Source organism: Actinomycetospora sp., assembly GCF_036497245.1.
Classification (GTDB): Bacteria; Actinomycetota; Actinomycetes; order Mycobacteriales; family Pseudonocardiaceae; genus Actinomycetospora.
Genome location: NZ_DASXJS010000243.1, coordinates 15,546 through 36,974, shown reverse-complemented (window position 1 = coordinate 36,974; position 21,429 = coordinate 15,546). Strand labels below are relative to the sequence as shown.

Genomic DNA, 21,429 nt, shown 5'->3' with positions numbered 1-21,429 from the left:
GGGGCGTTCGGCCGTGGTGCCGAGCCCATCGACCGCGCTGGACTCACCGCATGATCGAACGAGACCTCGATGTCCCGGCCGGCGTCGACGCCGTGCGCGCCGTGGGCATCGTGACCCCCCAGGACTATCAGGACGTCGTCGTCCCCCTGCTGGCCAGGGCGACGGACGAGCACCGGCGGCTGCGGTTCCTGTGCGTCGTCGACGAGGCGTTCACGGGGATGACGCCTGCCGCGATGTGGGACGACGTCCGCCTCGGACTCAGCGCGATGCGCAACCTCGCCGGGTGCGCGGTGGTCTCGGACCTGCCGTGGGTCCGGGAGATGACGCGGTTCTCCGCCTTCTTCCTCCCCGGCCACGTCAGAGTGTTCGACATGGCCGAGCGCGCCGAGGCCGTGCGCTGGCTGGTGGAGCTGCCCGGCGCACTCGCCGATGTCCGGCTGCGCACCGAACAGGGAGTGGTCGTCGTCGACATCGACCAGCCCCTGCGCCGCGAGGACATCGACGCCATCGCCACGCAGGTCGACCGGTGGCTGGCCGACCACGCCGACCTGCCCGGCCTCGTGCTTCACGCGCGAGGGTTCCCCGGCTGGGAGAACATCTCCGGGCTGCTGCGCCACCTGCGCTTCGTCGCCGGTCACCAGGGCCGCATCGAGCGGCTCGCGCTGGTCGTCGATGCCCCCGGACTCGACGTCGCGGCGCGGGTCGCAGGCACCGTGCTCCACCCGGACATCCGGCACTTCCCGGCCGCCGCGATGGACGGGGCCATCAGCTGGGCGGCCGCCCGGCCCGTGGGGGTGGGGTGAACAACGCCCCGAGGTCCTGGGCCCCGGGCCCACCACCCGCCGGCAGCGTCGCCGGATGGTCGTCCACCTGGACCCCCAGCCGGGTGCTCACCGCTTGGCGGGCGCGCCGACGCGGACCCCGGCGAAGTCGACCACGTCGCCCTTCGTCGTGAGCATGCCGAAGCGCACACCCGCGAAGTCGACGGCCCATCCGTCGGCGTCGACGGTTCCGATCGCCACGCCGGCGAAGTCGATCACCCTGCGCTTGTTGTCCATGGCCTCGCTCCTCTCCTGCGGATTCGCCTCGAGCGTGGTCCGGGGAAGCGCGCCCCGCCCGGGTCTTTCGGACCCGGACGGCCGCCATTGGTCGGCCTGGGCCGAAGCTTGTGCACGTCGAGGTCGGGTCGTCGCCCGTCGCTCAGCGCCCTTCGGGCTGCCCGGCGTGGAGTTCGTCGCGACCCCCTCGTGGTGGGGTGATCCGACCGCCCACTTTCGATCTCAGGTCCGGGTGCGGATGTGGGGCTCTCGACTGTCCACCACGGCCTGGGGGTGGCTGTAGCCGATCATCGCGCAGCCGAAGACGCTGATGGCCCGTGATCGCCGAACGGGTTGGCCGGACGATCCCCGGCTGCGACGCCACCGGTTATCGATCACGACGGACCGGGGACCCGCGCCTTTCGTAGTCGAGGCACAGGAGGCTCGCATGACTGAATCCAGCGGCACGAGTACACCGCGGCCGAAGGCCGACAACGACCAGGACGCGTCCCGCAAGGACGTCAACCCCGACCTCCACGGCCAGGCCAAGGACGTCGAGGAGAAGCGGGCCAACAACGACCCGGAGACCACCGGGGCGTGATCAGGCGGCGGGCCGTGGACCTCCCGGTCCGGGCCCGCCAGCCCGCTCGGCAGCGTCCGGGCCGCGACCGCGGACCGGGCATGACACCCGAGTTGGTGCCGTACCCCGCCCCCCACCGAAAGGTGCCCTCGTGAGCGACCCCCGCCCCGACACGCCCCCCGACGATGGCGCCGAGAGTCGTGAGCTGGACTCGGTCCCCGCGGATCAGGACGAGAACGACGACCGCGACTCCGCCGACCCCCGACCGACCGAGGATCAATGACGTCGAGAGGCACTCCGGGCGCCTGTCGTCGACCCCGTGACGGGTTCAGACGGTCACCCGCGGGCCCGCACGCGGCGGGTTGATCACGCGCGCTACCCGGTCCGGGCGGGCCCGGTGACCGTGACACGTCGCCGGGGCGCTCGGCGAGAGAGAGACGGTGACGTCGCCAAACCGGGGGGCCGACGACGCCACCGCTCCCGTCATGTTCGGGCGGCCGGGCCCCGCGGGCCGGCACACTCGCCCGACCGCGACTTCAGCCCGTGCGCGCCCCGGTCGCGGCGAGGACGAGGTCCACGGCCTCCTGCGGAGCGTCCCACTGCGGGAAGTGCCCGCACTTGTCGAACCAGTGCACCTCGGCGTCGGGGAAGGCCGCCTGGGCCCTCGCGGCCTGCCGCGGCAGCGTCACCCCGTCGAACCGTCCCCAGCCGATGGTGATGCGGCCCGGTGCGGTCCCGCGCGGCATCCCCTGCTGCGTGGGGCCGTGCGTGAGGGCGCCAAGGGCGTCGTCGAAGGACGGCGAGCTGATCATCCGGCGCAGCTCGGTGAGCGGCACGTCGGGAGGCAGGGCCCAGGGACGCGCGGAGAACTGCGCCAGCAGTGCCGTGCGGGTCACGGGGTTGCCGAGCAGCATCGGCAGCGCCCGATCGAGCCGGCGCACCAGCGCGATCGAGGCCCGCAACGACACTGAGAAGAGACGCTGCTCCCCGGACGTCCAGAAGCCACCCGGATCGAGGGCGACCACGTCGCGACCGACCCCGCGCCGCGCCAGTTCGAGCACCATCCGGGCGCCCATCGAGCTGCCCACCAGGTCGGCGTCCCGCAGGTCGTGCTCGTCGAGGAACCCCTCGAGCGCGTCGGTGAGCGTGGCGATGCTGACCTCGCCGACGAGCGGTGCACTGTCCCCGAAGCCGGGGAGATCGGGGGCCACCACCTCACGCCTCGTCGCGAGGTCGTCGAGCACCGTTCCCCACGAGCGCCACGAGCCGCCGAGTCCGTGGACGAGGACCACGGGGGCGCCGCTCCCGCGTCGGAGGTAGTTCAAGGTCATCTCACGCTCTACCCCGCGCTGCCGTGCTTCACACGCCGTGGCGGCGAACCGGAGCGACTCTGACTATTCGCGGTTCTCCTCGCGCACCGTGCCGCCCTGCCCCGAGGTCTGCATCGCCGGCTCCGGAGCGTCGTCCGGGGCGAGGTGGTGCAGATTGCTGCGGAAATACAGCAGGATCCCGACGAAGCAGGCCGCCGAGACCACGTAGGACATCTGCAGTGAGCCGAGCACGTCCGACACCGCGCCCTGCACCACCGGCACGACGGCTCCGCCCACGATGGCCATCACCAGGATCGCGCCGCCGGTCTCCTGGTAGCGCTTGTCCTCGATGGTGTCGAGGGTCTGCCCGAAGATCGTGGGCCAGCACGGTCCCATCAGCAGGTTCGAGGCGATCACGAACCAGATGGCGGACCCGGCCGGGCCGAACGCGGCCACCAGGAGCAGCGCCGCGCCGATACCGCAGTACACGACGAGCACCCGCGCGGCGGAGTACCGCGCGATGAGCGCGTTCGCGACGAACTTGCCGCCCAGGAAGCAGGTGAATCCGACGATCATGAAGTTGGTCGCCTGGCGCTCATTCATCCCCGGGTACAGATCCAGGGCCAAGCGGATAGTGAACGACCAGACCGCGGTCTGCAGGCCCACGTACAGGAACTGCGCGACGATGCCCTTGCGGTACTGCGGGATGCGGACGAGCACCCGCAGCGTCTCGGACAACCCGGCATGCTTCTCGGCGGCCTCGCCGACCGGTTTGCTCCTCGGATACTCGGTGATCAGGAACAGCACGAGCAGGCAGACCAGCACGATCAGGATGTACTTGTAGGGCAGCAGGGTGTTCAGCAGGAGGTCGTGACCGAGGGCGAGCTTCGCCTCGGGCGTGGGGGCCGCGTCCAGCTGCGCCTCGATCGAGTCCCCGGTGTTGAAGATCAGGTACTTGCCGAGGATCACGCCCAGCAGGTTGCCGATCGGGGTGAAGGTCTGCGAGATGTTCAGGCGCAACGTCGAGGTCCGGCGCGGGCCGAGCATCGACGAGTAGGTGTTCGCGCTGGTCTCGAGGAAGCTCAGCCCGATCGCGACGGCGAAGATGCAGAACAGGAACATCCCGTAGGTCGCGAGTGTGCTGGCCGGGAAGAACAGGCCGCAGCCGACGATGTAGACGGACAGGCCGATCAGGACGCCGACCTTGTAGGACGTCCGCCGCACGATGCGCGACGCCGGGATGGCGATCAGGAAGTAGCCGCCGTAGAACGCCGACTGGACGAATGCGGTCGCCGCGTCGGACAGCTCGAAGACGTGCTTGAACTGGGTGATCAGGATGTCGTTCAACCCGGCGGCGGCGCCCCACATCGGGAACAGCAGCGACAGCAGGATGAATTGGAAGATCGGCACCCGGTCCAGATAGCCGGAGTCCAGCTGTCGTGCGGGATTCTTGATCAGCATCGGCTCATCCCATCCGGACGGTCTCGGAGGTACCGAATCGTTTGGCGACGAGTTGCTTGACGCCGCGCGGGAAGTCGCGCTCGCACGCGAGGTGGGTCGGGGTGAACGCGCGCATGGCCTCGCCGTCGCCGGCGAACGCGGCGACGCAGAGCTCGGGGGCGACGTTGGCCAGGGCGAGGATCCCGCCGGCGCAGCCGAGCACCCCGGCCTGGTGGATCAGGGCGGGGTTCCCGGTCCAGACGGGGCCGTCGTAGGACTCGACGGTGGCCAGCAGCCGGGTCGGGTCGCCCGAGGAGTCCTTGATGCCCGCGACGGGCAGCGATCCCAGCAGCTCCACCGGGATCCCGGGCGGGGACACCGCCGGGAAGTGGTAGGCCAACACCGGCACCGGCCCGGCCGCCGCGGCCACCGCCTCGTAGTAGCCGCTCGGGTCGACGAGGCCGCGCGGGGTCCGGCCGATGACCGCGTCCACGCCGGTGTCGCCGGCGCGGGCGGTGAGCCGCGCCGCCTGGTGGGTCGAGGCGGCGCCGGTGCCGCCCACCACGACGGTGTCCCCGACCGCCGCCCGCACGGCGGTGAACAGCCGGAGCCGTTCGTCGTCGTCGAGCGCGTCGGCCTCGCCGGTGGTGCCGGCGACCACGAGCGCGTCGACGCCGAGCTCCACGAGTTGGGCGGCCAGCCCGGCCGTCGCGTCGGCGTCGAGCTCTCCGTCGGCGTCGAAGAGCGTCACCAGGGCGACACCGATGCCGGTGAACACGGGTTCCATGTCGTTCCTCCTCCGGTTCTCGGGCAGCGTCAGTGGGACTCGCGCGGCACGTCGGCTCCGCTGCCGCCGACCAGGAAGTCGAGGTCCGCGCCCTGGTCGGCCTGCAGCACGTGCTCGGTGTAGAGCCGGGTCCACCCGCGGCCGGTCGGCGCCGGGGGCGGTTGCCACCGGACGCGGCGGGCGGCCAGCTCGTCGTCGTCGACGTGCAGGACGAGCCGACGGCCGGGGACGTCGAGCTCGATCTCGTCACCGGTCTCCACCAGTGCGAGCGGCCCCCCGACGGCGGCCTCGGGGGCCACGTGGAGGACGACCGTGCCGTACGCGGTGCCCGACATCCGTCCGTCGCACACCCGCACCAGGTCGCGCACCCCGCGCTCGAGGAGCTTCCGGGGCAGTCCGACGTTGGCGACCTCCGGCATGCCCGGGTAGCCGCGCGGACCGCAGTGGCGCAGGACCAGGACCGTCGACTCGTCGACCGGGAGGTCCTCGTCGTCGGCGACGGCGCGGTACTGCTCGGGGGAGTCGAAGACCAGCGCCCGGCCCCGGTGGCGCGCCAGCGTCGGCGACGCCGCGGACTGCTTGATCACCGCGCCGTCGGGGGCGAGGTTGCCCCGCAGCACCGCGGTCCCGCTGCCGGCCGGGGCCATCGGCCGGTCGAACGGGTGGATGACCTCCCGGTTCCAGCACGCGGCGTCCGCGATCGCGTCCTTCACGGTGCCGCCGGCCACGGTCGGGCGCTCGAGGTGGAGCAGCTCGGCGATCTCCCGCATCACCGCCGGGAGCCCGCCCGCGTAGCACAGGTCCTCCATGAGGAACCGGCCCGACGGCTCCAGGTCGACCAGCGTGGGCACGTCGCGGCCCAGCGCGTCGACGTCGTCGAGCGAGAACGGCACTCCGAGGCGCCCCGCGATCGCGGCCAGGTGGATCACGGCGTTGGTCGAGCCGCCGATGGCGGCGTTGATCCGGACCGCGTCCTCGAACGCCTCCCGGGTCATGATCGTCGAGGGGCGGACGTCGTCGGTGACGAGCTCGACGATGCGTTGCCCGGCGCGCTGCGCGGTCTGGTCGCGGCGGGCGTCGACGGCGGGCCACGTCGCGGAGTACGGCAGCTGCATGCCCAGTCCCTCGGCCAGGCAGGCCATCGTCGACGCGGTGCCCATCGTCATGCAGTGCCCGGGCGAGCGGGCCATCGCTCCCTCGGCGACCGCGCACTCGGCCGGGGTGATCGTCCCGGCCGCCAGCTCCTCCTCGAAGCGCCACACCTGGGTGCCCGAGCCGAGGTCACGGCCCTGGTACTTGCCGCTGAGCATGGGGCCGCCGGTGACCATGACCGCCGGGAGGTCGACGCTGGAGGCGGCCATTAGCAGCCCGGGGGTGGTCTTGTCGCAGCCCGAGAGCAGCACCAGCCCGTCGAGTGGGTTGGCGCGCATCAGCTCCTCGGCCTCCATGGCGAGCAGGTTGCGATAGAGCATCGCCGTCGGGCGCAGGAGCGTCTCGCCGAGCCCGGTGCACGGGAACTCGAGCGGGAACCCGCCGGACTGCCACACGCCCCGCTTGACCGCGTCGGCGACGCGGTGCAGGTGGGCGTTGCAGGGCACCAGCTCCGACCACGTGGTGGCGATGCCGATGACGGGACGTCCGTCGAAGACCTCGTCGGTGACGCCCTGGTTGCGCATCCAGGAGCGGTGGATCATCCCCGAGCGCCCGGCCGCGCCGAACCAGGCCGTGCTGCGCCCACTCATGCCGAGCCTCCCGCGGTCGTCGTGCGCTCGGGTTCGACCGCGGCCGGCCCGGGATTGGCCCGCCCTCTCAGCGTGATCATCACGAGGCCGCCGAGCACGAGGGACACCGCCAGCACGACCGACGTGGACAGGAAGCTGCCGGAGAGGTCCTGCAGATAGCCGCCCAGGTAGGGCCCGACGAACCCGCCGAGGTTGCCCAGCGCGTTGACCAGACCCATGGCGCCGCCGGCCAGGGTCACCGGGACGGCGAGCGACGCGCTCGCCCAGAACGGTCCGTCGTAGGCGAGCGCCCCGGCCATGGCCACGCAGATCAGGGCGATCGACAGCGCGGCCAGGTTGCCGAGGGCGACGGAGGCGACGAGCGTGACGGCGCCGATCGCCAGCGAGCCCAGGACGTGGAGGCCGTAGCGGCGGTTGCGGTCGGCGGCGCGGGCGTTGAGGTACATCGCGACCGCGGCCACGACGTAGGGGATCGCGGTCAGCCAGCCGACGAGGGTGCTGTTGCCGCCCGTGGTGCTCTTGAGCAGCGTCGGCAGCCAGAGGGTCAGGCCGTAGAACCCGACCTGGACGAAGAAATACACCAGCACCAGACGCCAGACCACGCTGGAGCGGAACACCTCGCCGTAGCCGGCGAAGGGCGGGGCGTCCCGCTCGTCCTCGACCAACGACGTCTCGATCCAGTCGCGCTCGCCGGGCGAGACCCAGGACGCCTGGGACGGGCGGTCGGCGACCAGCAGCCACCACAGCGGCAGCGCGATCAGGAACGGGAGGGCACCCTGGATGAAGAACAGCGCGCGCCAGTCGGAGAACGAGAGGATCCAGCCCGACAACGGCGCCGTGATGATCGACGAGATGGGGATGTTCATCATCCACACGCCGAAGGCGCGAGCGCGCTCGCGACGCGGGAACCAGTGGCTGATCAGCACCAGGATCGCGGGCCAGATCCCGCCCTCGGCCACCCCGAGCAGCGCCCGCACCACCAGTAGCTGACCGAAGGTCTGCACCACGCCGGAGAGCAGCGCGAAGACGCCCCACAAGACGATCATGATCGCGACGAACTTCTTCGCGCTCCACCGTTCGGCGAGGTGGCCGCCCGGGATCTGCAGGACGAGGTAGCCCAGGAAGAACACACCTCCGGCCAGGCCCTGCTGGGCCTTGTCGAGGTGCAGGTCCTGGCCCAGCCCCGCGAACGCGAAGCTGATGTTGGTCCGGTCCATGTACGAGATGACGTAGACGATCACGGCGACGGGGATGAGCCGGACCCATCGCGCTCGTCCGATCGGGGCTGCTGTGGCGGTCATCGTCGACCACCTCCTTCTCCGGTGCCGTTCGGGCCGGTGAGGCGGGCGCGCACCCACTCCTCGACCTCGGTGACGTGTGTGGTGGCCGCGGTCCAGGCGGCGAGCGAGTCACGGGCGCGCAGGGCGCGCAGGATCGCCGTGTGCTGGTCGTGGGTCCACGAGACGACGTCGGCCTCGACGACCGCGCGCCAGATCCGCACGCGGGCAGTGCGCCCGGCGACGGCGCCGGTGAGCGAGGCGAGCGTGGCGTTGCCTGCCGCCGTCGCGATCGCCCCGTGGAAGTCGAGGTCCTCGGCGACGAGGCGTTCGGGCTCGTCGAGCCCCTGCATGCGCTCGAGGCGGGCGCCCAGGTCGGCCAGACCGGCCTCGTCGATGCGCGTCGCGGCCAGCGCGGTGACCCCGGGCTCGAGGACGCGGCGGCACTCGAAGAGCTCCGCCACGCCCTGCTCCCCGACGAGGTCGAGGAACGTCCCGCTGGCCCGCACGAGGCGGTCGGGGCGCAGGTCGGTGACGAACGTGCCGGTCCCCCGGCGCACCTCGAGCACCCCGGCGCCGGCCAGTGTGCGGACGGCCTCGCGCAGCGAGAGCCGCGACACGGCGAGGTCGGCGGCCAGGTCCGCCTCCGGGGGCAGGCGCTCGCCCGCCGAGAACTCCCCGTTCTCGACCCGCGCGACGAGGGCCCCGATCACTCGGTCGACGACGCTGTCGGGCCGCGCGTCCGCGGCGGACGTCTCCGTACGCATCGGCTCAGCCCGCCCAGACCGCGCCGTGCGGGAAGGCGTACGCCTCGCGCGTCGCCGCCAGGATCTCCGCGCTGTAGCCCGGCGCCGTCGGCGGGAGATAGGACGTGCCGCGCATCCGGACCGGGTCGACGAAGTGCTCGTGCAGGTGGTCGACGTACTCGATCATCCGGTCCTCGCGGGAGCCACTGACAGCGACGTAGTCGAACATCGACAAGTGCTGGACGAGCTCGCACAGCCCGACGCCTCCGGCGTGCGGGCAGACGGGGACGTCGTGGGCGGCGGCGAGCAGCAGGACGGCCACGGCCTCGTCGACGCCGCCCGGCCGGGTCGCGTCGAGCTGGCAGACGCCCATCGCACCCGTCGCCAGGAACTGCTTGAACATCACCGCGTTGTGCGCGTGCTCGCCGGTCGCGACGCGCGTCGGCCCGATGGAGCGCGCGATCGCCGCGTGCGCGAGCACATCGTCGGGGCTGGTCGGTTCCTCGAACCACCAGATGTCGTAGGGCGCGAGTGCGCCCATCCACCGGATCGCCTCGGCGGCGTCGAGGGTCTGGTTGGCGTCGATCATGAGCCGCCGCCCGGGACCGAGGACCTCCCGGGCGAGCCCGCAGCGGCGCACGTCGGCGTCCAGGTCGGCACCGACCTTCAGCTTGATGGACTCCCACCCCTCGGCCACCGCCTCGCGGCACCGGCGGACGAGCTTCTCGTCGTCGTAGCCCAGCCAGCCGGCGCTGGTGGTGTAGGCGGGGTAGCCCTCCTGGCGCAGCAGCGCCTCGCGCTCCGCGCGGCCCGGGACCTGCTTCTCGAGCAGCTCGAGGGCGTCCTGGGGGGCGAGGGTGTCGCGCAGATAGCGCCAGTCGACGAGGTCGACCAGCTCCTGAGGGCTCATGTCGGCGAGCACCTTCCACACCGGCTTGCCGGTCGCCTTGCCGATCAGGTCCCATGCGGCGTTGACCACGGCGGCGAGCCCCAGCTGGATCGTGCCCTTGGCCGGACCGAGCCAGCGCAGCTGGCTGTCGGCCTGCAGGTGGCGCGAGAATCCCCCGGGGTCGGCGACGAGTTCGGCCACCGACCAGCCACGGGCCCGGCGACCGATGACGGCGGCCGCCTCGACGGCGAGCTCGTTGCCCCGTCCGATGGTGAACGCGAACCCGTGCCCGGCCGGCACGTCGTCGCCGTCGGTGTGCAGCACGACGTAGGCGGCCGAGTAGTCCGGCGCGTCGTTCATCGCGTCGGAGCCGTCGAGCTCCCGCGACGTCGGGAACCGCAGGTCGACGGTCTCCACGTCGACGATGGTCGCGTCCATGACGCTCCCTCCGAGCCGGGTCGACATCTGATCTGTCGCCGGGCGCGGTCACACTGAGGTGTGAATCACGCACCGTCAGCCACCATGCCGCTGCGAGACATCAGATGTCTACCGCCGATCGGCACAGGAGCCGCGCGCGCACAGCGGCGCCGGGAGGGGGCAAGCCGGCCCCCGGGCGGAGCAGACCTGCCACGTGCTGGATCTCGGCCGAGGTCGCGGTCACACTTCTCGCACATCACCGACGCTCACCCGAACCGAAGCGAGGCTCCCGGATGCCCGTTTCACCAGCGGAACGCAACACCCAGATCATCGTCCGTTCCTATCTCTGGTTGCGCATCTCGATCGGGTTCGTCGCACTCATGCTGCCGCTATTGGTGATCGCGGTCTTCACGTTCTCGAACCATGCCCTGCTGCCCTCGATCAGCGATTCGTATCACCATCCGGTGACCAATAGCATCTTCATCGGGAGCATGGTCGCGTTCGCGACGTTCCTGTGGGCGTATCAGGTCCCGCGCGAGAACATTCTGGCGAACATCGGGGCGGTGTTCGCGACCTTGATCGCAGTGGCACCGAACCTACCGCAGCCGCGGGCGGGAGTCGCCCAGGTCCATGTCGTGTGCGCCGGAATCTCATTGAAGGGGTCGAACTGCTGGCAGGCGATCGGCAATGTCGTACACTTCGCCTCTGCGGCGGCGTTCTTCTTCACCCTGGGACTGTTGTGCGTCTGGAAGTGGGCCACCGATTCTCAAGATGACGCGCACCGCGCCTACCGGGTGGCCGGCATCGGAATCTGGATCGCCCTGCTGGCCGCCGCGGTGACCAGCCCATGGGGCTGGAACGGGTTCTTCATCCTCTGCGAGATCGTCATGGTCGAGCTGTTCGGTCTGGCGTGGCTCATCCGGGGCGGTGTCCATGTGGGTCGCGGGATGTGCGCGCTGGCCAGTGCCGCGGTGCCGACACTCGCGCTCTGGGCAGGGTTCGTCGTCGGCGTACTCCCGGGACCAGCCGCAGCGGTGACGGCCGTCGTCGCCGTGGTGGTGGGCGGCGGAGCGCTCTACATGTCGCTCCGGGATCAGACGCCACCGACCGTGGTCGACGAGGTCCCGGCCACCGGGAATCGCTTCGCCGACTGGACCGGCGGCACCAAGGGCCTCGGGATCGGCTTCCCGGCGCCGGCTGAGGTGGGGTCGCCGTGACGGGTGAGCCGGCCCTTCATCGAGGGCCGGCGGCGTCGCAGCTCGATCAGGCCCAGGTCGTCGACCGATGGACGTCGAGGTTGTGGAACGTCGCTTCCCCCTCGCACAGTTTCGCGAGGCGGTCGGCGAACTCGGCGGTCGCCGGGTGGGTGGAGTTGCTCATCGCTGCGGGGTGGTCGGGGAACTCCACGACCTGCAGATAGGTGTCGGGGCGGTCGCGATCGGCGGCGGTGAGCGCCCAGCGGGCAGTGCGGGCGTCGCCGATGGCGTCGGCCCACTGGTCCTCGGTGGCCTCGAAGTCGGCGATGCGATGGGTGCGGAACTCGATGAGCTGGACGAAGGCGCCCGGACGGCTGGGCGCCTCGGCGGCGTCGCGCATCCCGGCCCGCAGGCCCGCGCGGAGCTCGTCGTCGTCGCGGTGGCCGTGCACATCGACCGCGTGGGCGGCCGCGAGGCGTAGGACCTCGTCCTCCTCTCCGCTGATGACCACCGTGCAGCCCACATCACTGGGCATGTCCCGGCAATCGATGGTCTTCCTGGTCATGGCTCGTCCTCCGGGTGTCGTCGGTGGTCCCGCCCCGGTGCTGTCGTGGCAGCGGCAAAGGCGTCGGCTCCAGCGTGGTCCGCGCTGAGCACGTCGGCTATACGCGAGTCCGCGTACCGGTCGCCGCGGCGGCGGGGATGCGTGGTGTCGCGTATTGCCTCCTGCGCGGGCCCCGTCTGGGGTGGTGAGCAGTGCCCGCACCGCGTCAGGAGACCGAGATGACCGTCATGCTGGATCAGAGCCGCGTGGAGCAGTTCATGGGGCAGGTGATCACCGATGCCGCCGCGGCCATCTCGGGGCTGACCGTCGCGCTCGGCGACCGGCTCGGGCTCTACGAGGCGATGGCGGGCGCAGGTCCGCTGACCTCCACCGAGCTCGCCGGGCGCACCGCCCTCGTGGAGCGCTACGTCCGCGAATGGCTCGCCTGCCAGGTGGCCGGCGGCTACGTGGAGCACGATCCCGCCGACCAGACCTATACGTTGCCCGACGAGCACGCCGCCGTGCTGGCCGACCCCCTCGCCCCGACCTACCTGGCCGGCGCCTTCCTCCTCCTGCACGCCGCGTACGCCACCGAGGAGGCGCTCCTCGAGGCCTTCCGCACCGGCGCCGGGGTCGGCTGGGACGCCCACCCCGAGTCGCTGTTCACCGGCACAGCGAAGTTCTTCCGTCCCGGTTACCTCGCCAACATCCTCGGCGACCACGGCTGGCTGGCGGCGCTCGACGGCGTCGAGGACAAGCTGATCGCCGGCGCTTCCGTCGCCGACCTGGGATGCGGATTCGGTTACTCCACCCTGCTGATGGCCGAGGCGTTCCCCGCCTCGCGCTTCGTCGGATTCGACTACCACCGGCCGTCCATCGAGGCCGCCCGCGCCCTCGCCACCGACGCGGGAGTCGGCGATCGGGTCCGGTTCGAGGTGGCCAGTGCCCATGACTTCCCGGGCACCGGCTACGACCTGCTCACCTGCTACGACTGCCTCCACGACATGGGCGACCCCGGGGGCGCCGCGGCTCACGCTCGGGCCGCGGTCGCCGAGGACGGGACCTGGATGATCGTGGAACCCAACGCGTCGGAGAACCTCGCCGACACCGTCGGCAACCCGATCGCCCGGCTCTTCACGGCCGCGTCCGTCGCGATCTGCCTGCCGGCGGCCATGGCCCAGGGCGGCCCCGTGGCGCTCGGCAACCATGCCGGCGAGGACGCGGTCCGTGACCTCGTCACCGAGGCGGGCTGGAGCCGGTGGCGTCGGGCCACCGAGACCCCGGTCAACCGGGTCTACGAGGCCCGGCCCTGACGCCGACGATCACAGTGAGTAGGCGTCTGGCGGATTGACTACCCCATTCGTGGGGGTCACCGTCATTGAGGTGGCACACCTCGAGCTGAAGGGGCTGCGGCGGATCCTGACCGTGGTCGATCTGCTGCTCGACGCGACCTGTGAGCCGACGCCGCTGTCGTCGCTCCTCCCGGCGCTGCTGCCCGCGCTCCAGCGCGCGATCCCCGCGGACAGCGTGGTGTGCGGTCTGGCTTCCGCAGGTCGGCGAGAGGTGCTCACCGAACCCGCAGGGCTGCTGGGGCACACCGAGCTCGACGAGTTCGAGCGTCATGCCCACGAGGACCCGCTCGTCGCCCACACCCGGTCCGGACCCGGGTGGCCGGTGCGCCGGTCGGACCTGCAGACCCGGCTCGAATACCGAGCCCTGGGCACCTACGCCCACGTCTACCGCACGCTCGGCGCGGACCATCAGCTCGCCCTGTCGCTGCCGGCCGCCTCCGGTCGCCATGCCTGCTTCGCGTTCAACCGGTCCCGCGCCGACTTCGACGACGACGACGTCAGCGTCGCCGACGCGTTGCGGCCGCGGCTGGCCATGGTGATGACCCGGCTCGAGCCGCCACGACCGCACGGCTCGCTCACCGCGCGGGAGACCGAGGTCCTGGATCTGCTCAGCGTCGGTGCGGACAACCACCACATCGCGCAGCGGATGGGGATCAGTTCGCGCACCGTCGACAAGCACCTCGAGCACGCCTACACCAAGCTCGGCGCCCACGGGCTGAGCCGCGTCGCCGTCGCCCGCCGGTGGCTCACGATCAGCGATACGGGTCGGGAGGAAATGGGGATGTCCACGACGCCCTGACGGTCTGCTTCGTCTCAGGACGACGGACGCCGGCGGGTCCGGTAGGCCGCGACGCTCGCGCGGTGGGCGCAGCCGCGGCTGCAGTACTGCTTCGAGCCGTTCCGCGACAGGTCGGCGAAGGTCGATCGGCAGGTGGGCGACGAACACACGCCGAGACGGTCCGGCCCGAGCTCGGTCAGGACGGCGGCGAGCGCGTCCAGGGCCCGCGCCGCCACGGTGGGCGCGTACCCGCCGGTCTCCGGGGCGACCTCCAGACGCCAGCCGTCGCCGTCGGGTCGCAGCTGCGGGGCCGCGCGGCATTCCCGCAGTCCGTCGTTGACGAGCCGCGCGGCGTGTCCCGGCTCCTCGGCGGCCCGTTCGAGCGTCTCGCGCACCGTCGCCCGCACCGCCCGCACCGCCTCGAGGTCGTGGGCAGTGGGGGGCTCGGCGCGCTCGTCGCCCGGCAGGTGCCGGTCGAGGAACGCGCGCAGCGCGGAGACGGAGTCGAGCAGGTCCTCGCCCTTGACGGGCTTGAGGGTGTTGGCGAGGTCGACGGCCAGGTCCACCCCGCTCTGGTGATACGCGTCGAGCATTTGACGTGTAACTCCTCTGACTCTTAGCGTGACACGCGTTCTGTTCTTAGTGTGTCACGACGACGGTCCGGCGGCACTCGCCGCGGGTTCGGCGAGGAGCTTCCGATGACCGATGCCCCCGATCGCCCGCGCATGACGGCGACGGCACCCGGCGACGAGGCGAGCCCCGCTGCGGAGCGGATCGGCGCTCGCCTCGGGCTGCTGCTCGGGGTGGCCGTCCTGCCGCTGTTCGTCTCCGTGGGCGCCCCGGCGGTGACGCTGCCCGGCGTCGCCGCGGCTCTCGGGGTGCCGTTCGGGGCAACGGCATGGATCCTCGCGGGGTGGTCGCTGACCTCGGCGGCGACCATGCCCCTCGCGGGGCGGTGGGCGGCGCGCCGGGGAGCGCGCGGGCTGCTCGGTGCCGGCATGGCACTGGTGGCGGCGGGCTCCATCCTGGCCGCCCTCGCGCCGACGCTGGCAGTGGTCGTCGTCGGCCGGCTGATCGGCGGCGCCGGTGCCGGGGCGGCCACCATCGGCGCGTTCACGCTCCCCGGCGCACTGCCGACCCGGGCGCGGCTGCGCGCCCTCGGCGCCGTCGCGGCTGCCGCGGGAACAGCGTCGGCCCTGGGCACGCTTCTGGGCGGCGCGCTCGACGCATGGGCGGGGTGGCGCGCGGTGCTCGCGTTCCCCGCGGTCGCGCTCCCCCTCCTGCTGCTGCTCGGCGTCCTCGGGCGGCGGACCCTGCGGGCGGTCCCGGGCCCGCACGACGCCGGGGTCGGCCGCACCGATGTGGTGGGCGCGGCGGCGCTGACGACGCTCGCCGCCGCGGTGGTCGTCCTCCTGCAGGCCCGGGCGGTCGGGCTGCCGACGGGCGCGGCCGTCCTCGTGGGCGTCGCCGGCGTCGTCGCGGTGGTGGTCGTGCGGCGGCGTCTGCGCACCCGGCCCGACGGCTTCGTGCCGCGACGGGTGGTCGCGGCACCGGGTCTCGTGGTCGCCGGGGCGGCGGGTGGAGCGGTCTTCGCGGGCTATTACGGCGTGCTGTTCGTGGCCCCGAGCCTGGTGCAGCACGCCGTCGGCGGCGGCAGCCTGATCGCCGGTGTCGTGCTCGTGCCCGCGGCGGCCTGCGCGGTCCTGACCGGCCGGGGCGTCGGCCCGGTGGTGCGGCGCTGCGGTGCGTGGTGGGTCCTCGGCGGGCTCGCGGCCCTGACCGCGCTGGGCGCCCTCCTCGTCGCCGTGCCCGTCGCGGGCGCCGGGGTGATCGTCACCGTCGCGGGCACGGCGCTCACCGTGGTCGGGTTCGCGGGCGCGCAGGCCGTCGTCACCGGTCTCGTCCCGGACCTGGTCGCCGCGGACGACCGGACCGTCGCCGCGGGCCTGCTCAACTTCGTGGTCTTCGAGGGCGGAGCGGTCGGGCCGGCCGCGGTGGGCGGCCTGCTCGGCGTCGTCGGGGTGCCCGGGGCACTCGGCGCCGTGGCGCTCCTACCCGCCGCGGCAGTCGTGGCCGCCCTCGTGCGGGCCAGGCGCGGGGACCGGTCGAAGGCGTCGTGACTTGGCCTCCGTCGCCCCTGTCGGATCTGACGGCCCTCAGGCCCTGCGCCGGGGTCACGACCCTGGTGGAGCGACCCCCGATGCGGTACCTGTAGTCACGTGACCCCCGGCCGGCCCTTGGTGCGACGTCTGCACGTCGACCTGTGCCGCCTGGCCGCGATCTGTTGTCGCCCGGGTCCCCGCCGCTCGCGTCCCTGATCGGCCTCGTCCCGCGACCCCTTGCCCTCGACGGCTGGGGCGGCTTCGCGACGACGCCGTCCGCCCGCGCCCGTCGCCCCCGCCCCGGTGCGCGGCGGGCGGCACGGCACACCACCCGAAACGGCTCCATCGTGACACTCCTGTCCGATCCCCCGTCCGACCGCCCGGCCGTCCCGGTATGCCGACACCGGAACCCGACCTCCGCGCTGCTGCGTGCCGTGATCGTGGCGGTCACGAGCCTCGACGAGGTCGACTACGGCGCCTCCACCTTCGCCGCCCGCCGTCACCTCGACCGGATGCTCCGTGACGCCCTCGACCGCCACCTCGAGCGCGTGGGCGACGACGGCCCGGTCGCCGCCGTGCCCGCGGTGCGCGTCGCGTGCGCGCACCTGGCCGCCGGGGACGTCGAGGACGCCTACCTCGCTCTGCTCACCGCCCGGGACCTGCTGCGATGAGCCGGCCCGGCCGCCGCCCCGGCACTCGTCGACGGGCCGGCCCCGCACGGTCCGGACCCACCATCGCGCCCTACCTGGCGCCCGCCGTGCCGGAGGTCGCGGCGTTGCTCGGCGCCTCCGAGCGCGTGCTCGTGGCCTGCGGGCGCGCCGAGGACGACCACGCGGACCGTGCGATCCGGATCGCCGCGACGGCGGACTCCTGCACGCTGCCGGTCACGGCCATCGTCGGGCCCGCACTGCCGGTCCCGCTCGCGTCCCGCGTCGCGTTCCGCGCGCTCCGGCGCCTGGCGGTGGCCCTGCGCCCGGTGCTGCGCGAGACGGCGGGCTCCTGGACGGCGTCGAGTGGCAGCGACGTGATGGCCTTTCGGGCGCTCCGCGTGGACACCACCGACCTCGCCCTCCTGGGACGGGCCGCGACACGGCTGACCCACCCGCGTCGGGCACGGGAGGGGACCCTCGGCGCCGCGCTCGGAGCCCTCCTCGACGGGAGCGGCGAAGCCCCCGACCACAGACACCCGGAGGCTCTCGGCTGCCTGCTCGCGGTGCTCGTGCCCGTCGACGATCCGGCTGCCGTGACGGTGCACGAGGCCGCGCAGCGGCACCCGGACGTCCTGGTCCTCGACGCGACCCTGCTCGAGGCATCCCGCGAGCTGGGCCGGCGGGTGGTCGCCCGGGTAGGTGCCTCCGGCCGCCCTTGAGCACCACGTCCCTCGCCGGCACGGGGCAGGCATCCGGGCCGTCCTGTCGGGCCTTGCCCTCGGCCTCGGTCGCGCACGGAGTTCGCCCGGACACTCCCGGTTGCATCGGAGCGCCCGATTACGCACGATCAGGGCATGGCCCGGGGTTGGCAGTTCGCGTGGCGTCGCCACGTGGATCTCATGCGCCTCAACGCCACCACCTGTCGCTGACACACGCCCCCACCCCGTCCTTCCGACGTCCGGAGTCCGTGTGTTCACGACCTTTCCGGGCGCGCCCGCGCGCGCCTCGACCTCTCCCCCGACCCCTTCCGCTCCGCCGCCTGCCCGCCGCCGGTCGGTGTCGTGGCAGCGCTGGATCAGCCCGATCGCGATCGTCGTCGTGTGGCAGCTCGCCTCCTCGACCGGCCTGCTCGCCGAGGACGAACTCGCCTCGCCATGGCGTGTCGCCGCTGCGGCCGTGGACGTCACCGCGAGCGGTGAGCTGCCCGAGGGCCTCGCGATCTCGCTGGCCCGGGTCGTGGTCGGGTTCCTGCTCGGCGCCGCTCTCGGGCTCGTGCTCGGTGTGTGGTCCGGCCTGTCGCGCTGGGGCGGACTGCTCGTCGACCCGCCGGTGCAGATGCTGCGCACGTTGCCGCACCTCGCTCTGGTGCCGCTGTTCATCCTGTGGTTCGGGGTCGACGAGACGCCGAAGGTGCTGCTCGTCGCGCTCGGCGTGCTCTTCCCGATCTACCTCAACGTCCACGCCGGTGTGCGAGGCGTGGACCCGAAGCTGTTCGAGGTGGCCCGGGTGTCCGGGTTCGACCGGCGCGAGATCGTCCGCCACGTCGTGGTGCCCGGCGCACTCCCGTCCGCGCTGACCGGGCTGCGGCTGGCGCTGGGCATCGCCTGGCTCTCGATCGTCGTGGCGGAGACGGTGTCCGCCGACACCGGCCTCGGCTACATGATCAACAACGCGCGGGAGTTCTTGCGCACCGACGTCATCGTCGTGGGCCTCGTCGTCTACGCACTGCTCGGGCTGGGCACCGATGCACTGGTACGTCGCGTCGAGCGGCGGGCCCTGCGCTGGCGTCCGACGATCGCCGGGACCCCGTCGTGAGCGCCCCCGCGGACACCGCATCCGCACACGTCGCCGGACTCGTCCGGGACTTCGGCGGACGCCGGGTCCTCGACGGCCTGGACCTCACCGTCGCCCCGGGCGAGTTCGTGGCCCTGCTCGGGCGCAGCGGATCGGGCAAGAGCACCTTGCTGCGTGTCCTCGCCGGGCTCGACGACACCGAGGCCGAGGGTGTCTCGGGCACCGTCGAGGTACCGGGATCGGTCGCGGTGGCCTTCCAGGAGCCGCGCCTGCTGCCGTGGCGCGACGTCCGCGACAACGTCCGGCTCGGACTGCACCGCGACGACGCCGCGGAGGCGGCGGATCGCGCGCTCGGCGAGGTCGGCCTGACCGGGCGCGCCGAGGCCTGGCCGCTCACGCTCTCCGGGGGCGAGGCGCAGCGGGCGTCACTGGCCCGCGCACTGGTTCGCGAGCCGGACCTGCTGCTGCTCGACGAGCCCTTCGGCGCGCTCGACGCGCTCACCCGGATCGCGATGCACGACCTGGTGCTCGACCTCTGGACACGCCACCGGCCCGGGATCCTGCTCGTTACCCACGACGTCGACGAGGCCCTCGCGCTGGCCGACCGGGTCCTCGTGCTCGACGACGGGCGCATCGTCGCCGACCACGCACCGGGCCCCAGACCGCGCCACGACACGAGCGCCTTGCGCGCGACGGTGCTCGCCGAGCTCGGGGTGGTCGACGATGCGGCGACCTAGGGCCGCGGGCCTCATCCTCGTAGCACTGGCCCTGCTCGTGGCCGGGTGCTCCTCGGTGCCGCGGTCGCGGCCGCCCGTGCAGCCGCCGGCGGACCCGACGGGCGTCGTCCTGCGGGTCGGCGACCAGAAGGGCGGCGCGCAGTCGCTGCTGCGCGCCGCGAACCTGCTCGCGGGAATGCCGTACCGGGTGGAGTGGACGACGTTCACCGCCGGTCCGCCGCTCATCGAGGCCGCCCGCTCGGGCGCGATCGACCTCGGCCAGACCGGCAACACGCCGGTGATCTTCGCCGCCGCGGCGAGGGCCCGGGTCCAGCTCGTGGCGGCCTCGCAGGGCAACGTCGTCTCCGACGCGATCCTCGTACCGGCGAACTCCCCGATCCACACCGTCGCGGACCTTCGCGACAAACGGATCGCGGTCGGCAAGGGCACCTCGGCGCACGGTCAGCTCCTGTACTCGCTGCGCGCGGCCGGGATGACCCTCGATGACGTCGACCCCGCCTATCTCGCGCCGAGCGACGCCTACGCGGCGTTCAAGCAGGGCCAGGTCGACGCGTGGGCGACCTGGGATCCCTACACCGCGCAGGCGCAGCTCGAGGCAGGCGCGCGAGTGATCGCGACCGGGGACGGCACCGCGAACGGCTACTCCTTCCAGGTCGCGAGCAACGAGGCGCTCGCCGACCCCCGCAAGCAGGCAGCGATCGCCGATCTCCTGGGCCGCGTCAACGCGGCCATGCGCTACTCCGACGCCCACCACGACCAGCGCGCCGCCGTCTGGAGCAAGGAGACCAAGCTCGCGCTGCCGGTCACCCGGCTCGCCGCCGACCGCGGCCCCGACCTGCCGGTAGCGATGGACGACAAGCTCGTCCGCTCCGAGCAGGACCTCGCCGACGCCTTCTCCGATGCCGGGGTCATCCCTGGCCGGGTGCGCTTCGCCGACATCGTCGACCGCCGATTCGAAGCCGAGAGGCGCATCCCATGACCTTCGTCCCGCACTGGTTCCTGCCCACCTCCGGGGACGCGCGCGGCATCGTCGCGCGTCGCCACGCCGACCGGGGTGACGTCGGCGCCGCCGCCCGTGGCGCCGACATCGACTACCTCGCCCAGATCGCCCGGGCCGCCGAGCGCCTCGGCTTCACCGGCGTCCTCACCCCCACCGGCACGTTCTGCGAGGACGCCTGGATCACGACGGCGGCACTCCTGCGTGAGACGAGGAGGCTGCGCTACCTCGTCGCCTTCCGCCCCGGACTGATCTCCCCCACCCTCGCCGCCCAGCAGGCGTCGAGCTACCAACGCATCTCCGACGGCCGGCTGATGCTCAACATCGTGACCGGGGGCGACGCGGTCGAGCAGCAGCGGTTCGGCGACTGGTCCGATCACGACTCCCGCTACGCCCGCACCGACGAGTTCCTCACGGTCCTGAGAGGGTCGTGGGGCACGGAGCCGTTCGACTTCTCCGGGGCTGAGTACCAGGTCGTCGGTGCCTCCACCTATGCCCCACCGGACCCGACCCCACCGATCTACTTCGGCGGGTCGTCCGACGCGGCACTTCCCGTGGCCGCCCGCCACGCCGACGTCTACCTCACCTGGGGCGAGCCGCCCGCGCAGGTCGCCGAGAAGATCGGGAGAGTCCGCAAGCTCGCCGACGAGATGGAGCGCCCGATCCGCTTCGGTATCCGGCTCCACGTGATCACCCGTGACACCGCCGAGTCCGCCTGGGCCGAGGCGCGGCGCATGCTCGACGCCCTCGACCCCGCCGCCATCGAGCGGGCGCAGGCGGCGCTGCGCACCAGCCAGTCGGTCGGTCAGCAACGGATGCTTGCCCTGCACGGCGGCTCGGCCGACGACCTGGAGATCAGCCCCAACCTCTGGGCAGGCATCGGGCTCGTCCGCGGCGGCGCGGGCACCGCACTCGTCGGGAGCCACGAGCAGGTCGCCGAGCGGATCGCCGAGTACCAGGAGCTCGGGATCGACGAGTTCGTGCTGTCCGGCTACCCCCACCTCGAGGAGGCCTACCAGGTGGGCGAGGGCGTGCTTCCCCTCCTGTGAGCGAG

Annotated in this window: 22 protein-coding genes; 12 read left to right on the top strand and 10 right to left on the bottom strand. The window is 72.7% G+C overall.

The genetic code is table 11. The features are described 5' to 3' along the window. Window positions 1-50: 50 nt before the first annotated feature. On the top strand, window positions 51-803 hold the full coding sequence (locus tag VGI02_RS25505) for a SpoIIAA family protein (protein ID WP_331632224.1): 753 nt from the start codon (window positions 51-53) through the stop codon (window positions 801-803). An 87-nt stretch (window positions 804-890) separates the two neighbouring features. Here VGI02_RS25505 and VGI02_RS25500 read toward each other — a convergent pair whose 3' ends face one another. Next, a complete protein-coding gene (locus VGI02_RS25500; RefSeq protein ID WP_331632222.1) occupies window positions 891-1,058 on the bottom strand; it encodes a hypothetical protein in 168 nt (55 codons plus the stop codon). A 427-nt stretch (window positions 1,059-1,485) separates the two neighbouring features. On the opposite strand from VGI02_RS25500, the gene VGI02_RS25495 reads away from it, so the two are divergent. Then, window positions 1,486-1,638 (top strand): hypothetical protein, encoded by a 153-nt coding sequence (locus VGI02_RS25495; protein WP_331632219.1) that lies wholly within the window; start codon window positions 1,486-1,488, stop codon window positions 1,636-1,638. A gap of 515 nt (window positions 1,639-2,153) precedes the next feature. Here VGI02_RS25495 and VGI02_RS25490 read toward each other — a convergent pair. From VGI02_RS25490 to VGI02_RS25460, 7 genes are all read right to left on the bottom strand, one after another. Next, complete coding sequence (locus tag VGI02_RS25490) at window positions 2,154-2,948, bottom strand: alpha/beta fold hydrolase (protein WP_331632217.1); 795 nt, start codon at window positions 2,946-2,948, stop codon at window positions 2,154-2,156. A 63-nt stretch (window positions 2,949-3,011) separates the two neighbouring features. Further along, on the bottom strand, window positions 3,012-4,388 hold the full coding sequence (gene fucP / locus VGI02_RS25485; protein ID WP_331632215.1) for an L-fucose:H+ symporter permease: 1,377 nt from the start codon (window positions 4,386-4,388) through the stop codon (window positions 3,012-3,014). Window positions 4,389-4,392: 4 nt separating this feature from the next. Continuing rightward, window positions 4,393-5,154: a dihydrodipicolinate synthase family protein gene (locus VGI02_RS25480; protein WP_331632213.1), complete on the bottom strand. Its 762-nt coding sequence runs from the start codon at window positions 5,152-5,154 to the stop codon at window positions 4,393-4,395. Between the two features lie 29 nt (window positions 5,155-5,183). Next, window positions 5,184-6,896 (bottom strand): IlvD/Edd family dehydratase, encoded by a 1,713-nt coding sequence (locus VGI02_RS25475; protein WP_331632211.1) that lies wholly within the window; start codon window positions 6,894-6,896, stop codon window positions 5,184-5,186. Beyond that, window positions 6,893-8,197 (bottom strand): MFS transporter, encoded by a 1,305-nt coding sequence (locus VGI02_RS25470; protein WP_331632209.1) that lies wholly within the window; start codon window positions 8,195-8,197, stop codon window positions 6,893-6,895. Before VGI02_RS25470 ends, VGI02_RS25475 begins: the two co-directional genes overlap by 4 nt. Beyond that, window positions 8,194-8,940, bottom strand: a complete 747-nt coding sequence (locus VGI02_RS25465) for a FadR/GntR family transcriptional regulator (RefSeq protein ID WP_331632206.1) — start codon at window positions 8,938-8,940, stop codon at window positions 8,194-8,196. Before VGI02_RS25465 ends, VGI02_RS25470 begins: the two co-directional genes overlap by 4 nt. A gap of 4 nt (window positions 8,941-8,944) precedes the next feature. Then, window positions 8,945-10,246: an enolase C-terminal domain-like protein gene (locus VGI02_RS25460; RefSeq protein WP_331632204.1), complete on the bottom strand. Its 1,302-nt coding sequence runs from the start codon at window positions 10,244-10,246 to the stop codon at window positions 8,945-8,947. Window positions 10,247-10,518: 272 nt separating this feature from the next. Here VGI02_RS25460 and VGI02_RS25455 point away from each other — a divergent pair, with 272 nt between their 5' ends. Next, complete coding sequence (locus VGI02_RS25455) at window positions 10,519-11,442, top strand: hypothetical protein (protein WP_331632201.1); 924 nt, start codon at window positions 10,519-10,521, stop codon at window positions 11,440-11,442. A gap of 46 nt (window positions 11,443-11,488) precedes the next feature. Here the strand turns inward: VGI02_RS25455 and VGI02_RS25450 are convergent, their stop codons facing one another. Continuing rightward, window positions 11,489-11,986, bottom strand: coding sequence for a DUF1059 domain-containing protein (locus VGI02_RS25450; protein WP_331632199.1), 498 nt, complete (start codon window positions 11,984-11,986; stop codon window positions 11,489-11,491). A gap of 218 nt (window positions 11,987-12,204) precedes the next feature. On the opposite strand from VGI02_RS25450, the gene VGI02_RS25445 reads away from it, so the two are divergent. Both VGI02_RS25445 and VGI02_RS25440 read left to right on the top strand, forming a co-directional pair. Further along, window positions 12,205-13,278, top strand: coding sequence for a class I SAM-dependent methyltransferase (locus VGI02_RS25445; RefSeq protein ID WP_331632198.1), 1,074 nt, complete (start codon window positions 12,205-12,207; stop codon window positions 13,276-13,278). Window positions 13,279-13,348: 70 nt separating this feature from the next. After that, window positions 13,349-14,116: a helix-turn-helix transcriptional regulator gene (locus VGI02_RS25440; RefSeq protein ID WP_331632197.1), complete on the top strand. Its 768-nt coding sequence runs from the start codon at window positions 13,349-13,351 to the stop codon at window positions 14,114-14,116. 14 nt (window positions 14,117-14,130) lie between these two features. On the opposite strand, the gene VGI02_RS25435 is transcribed toward VGI02_RS25440, so the two are convergent. After that, the gene (locus VGI02_RS25435; protein ID WP_331632195.1) at window positions 14,131-14,688 is read right to left on the bottom strand and encodes a CGNR zinc finger domain-containing protein; all 558 of its coding nucleotides are present in this window, start codon (window positions 14,686-14,688) and stop codon (window positions 14,131-14,133) included. A gap of 105 nt (window positions 14,689-14,793) precedes the next feature. Here VGI02_RS25435 and VGI02_RS25430 point away from each other — a divergent pair, with 105 nt between their 5' ends. The 7 genes from VGI02_RS25430 (at window position 14,794) to VGI02_RS25400 (ending at window position 21,424) form a co-directional block, all read left to right on the top strand. Continuing rightward, complete coding sequence (locus VGI02_RS25430) at window positions 14,794-16,215, top strand: MFS transporter (protein WP_331632193.1); 1,422 nt, start codon at window positions 14,794-14,796, stop codon at window positions 16,213-16,215. Between the two features lie 416 nt (window positions 16,216-16,631). Beyond that, the gene (locus VGI02_RS25425) at window positions 16,632-16,868 is read left to right on the top strand and encodes a hypothetical protein (RefSeq protein WP_331632190.1); all 237 of its coding nucleotides are present in this window, start codon (window positions 16,632-16,634) and stop codon (window positions 16,866-16,868) included. After that, window positions 16,865-17,566, top strand: a complete 702-nt coding sequence (locus VGI02_RS25420; protein ID WP_331632188.1) for a hypothetical protein — start codon at window positions 16,865-16,867, stop codon at window positions 17,564-17,566. The genes VGI02_RS25425 and VGI02_RS25420 overlap by 4 nt, the downstream gene beginning before the upstream one ends. 250 nt (window positions 17,567-17,816) lie before the next feature. Further along, window positions 17,817-18,662, top strand: a complete 846-nt coding sequence (locus tag VGI02_RS25415; RefSeq protein ID WP_414638378.1) for an ABC transporter permease subunit — start codon at window positions 17,817-17,819, stop codon at window positions 18,660-18,662. Beyond that, window positions 18,659-19,378 carry an ABC transporter ATP-binding protein gene (locus VGI02_RS25410; protein WP_331632186.1) on the top strand — a complete coding sequence of 240 codons (720 nt, stop codon included), beginning with the start codon at window positions 18,659-18,661 and terminating at the stop codon, window positions 19,376-19,378. The genes VGI02_RS25415 and VGI02_RS25410 overlap by 4 nt, the downstream gene beginning before the upstream one ends. After that, on the top strand, window positions 19,365-20,357 hold the full coding sequence (locus VGI02_RS25405; protein WP_331632183.1) for an ABC transporter substrate-binding protein: 993 nt from the start codon (window positions 19,365-19,367) through the stop codon (window positions 20,355-20,357). The genes VGI02_RS25410 and VGI02_RS25405 overlap by 14 nt, the downstream gene beginning before the upstream one ends. Beyond that, the gene (locus VGI02_RS25400; protein ID WP_331632181.1) at window positions 20,354-21,424 is read left to right on the top strand and encodes an LLM class flavin-dependent oxidoreductase; all 1,071 of its coding nucleotides are present in this window, start codon (window positions 20,354-20,356) and stop codon (window positions 21,422-21,424) included. Before VGI02_RS25405 ends, VGI02_RS25400 begins: the two co-directional genes overlap by 4 nt. The last annotated feature ends 5 nt before the right edge of the window (window positions 21,425-21,429 follow it).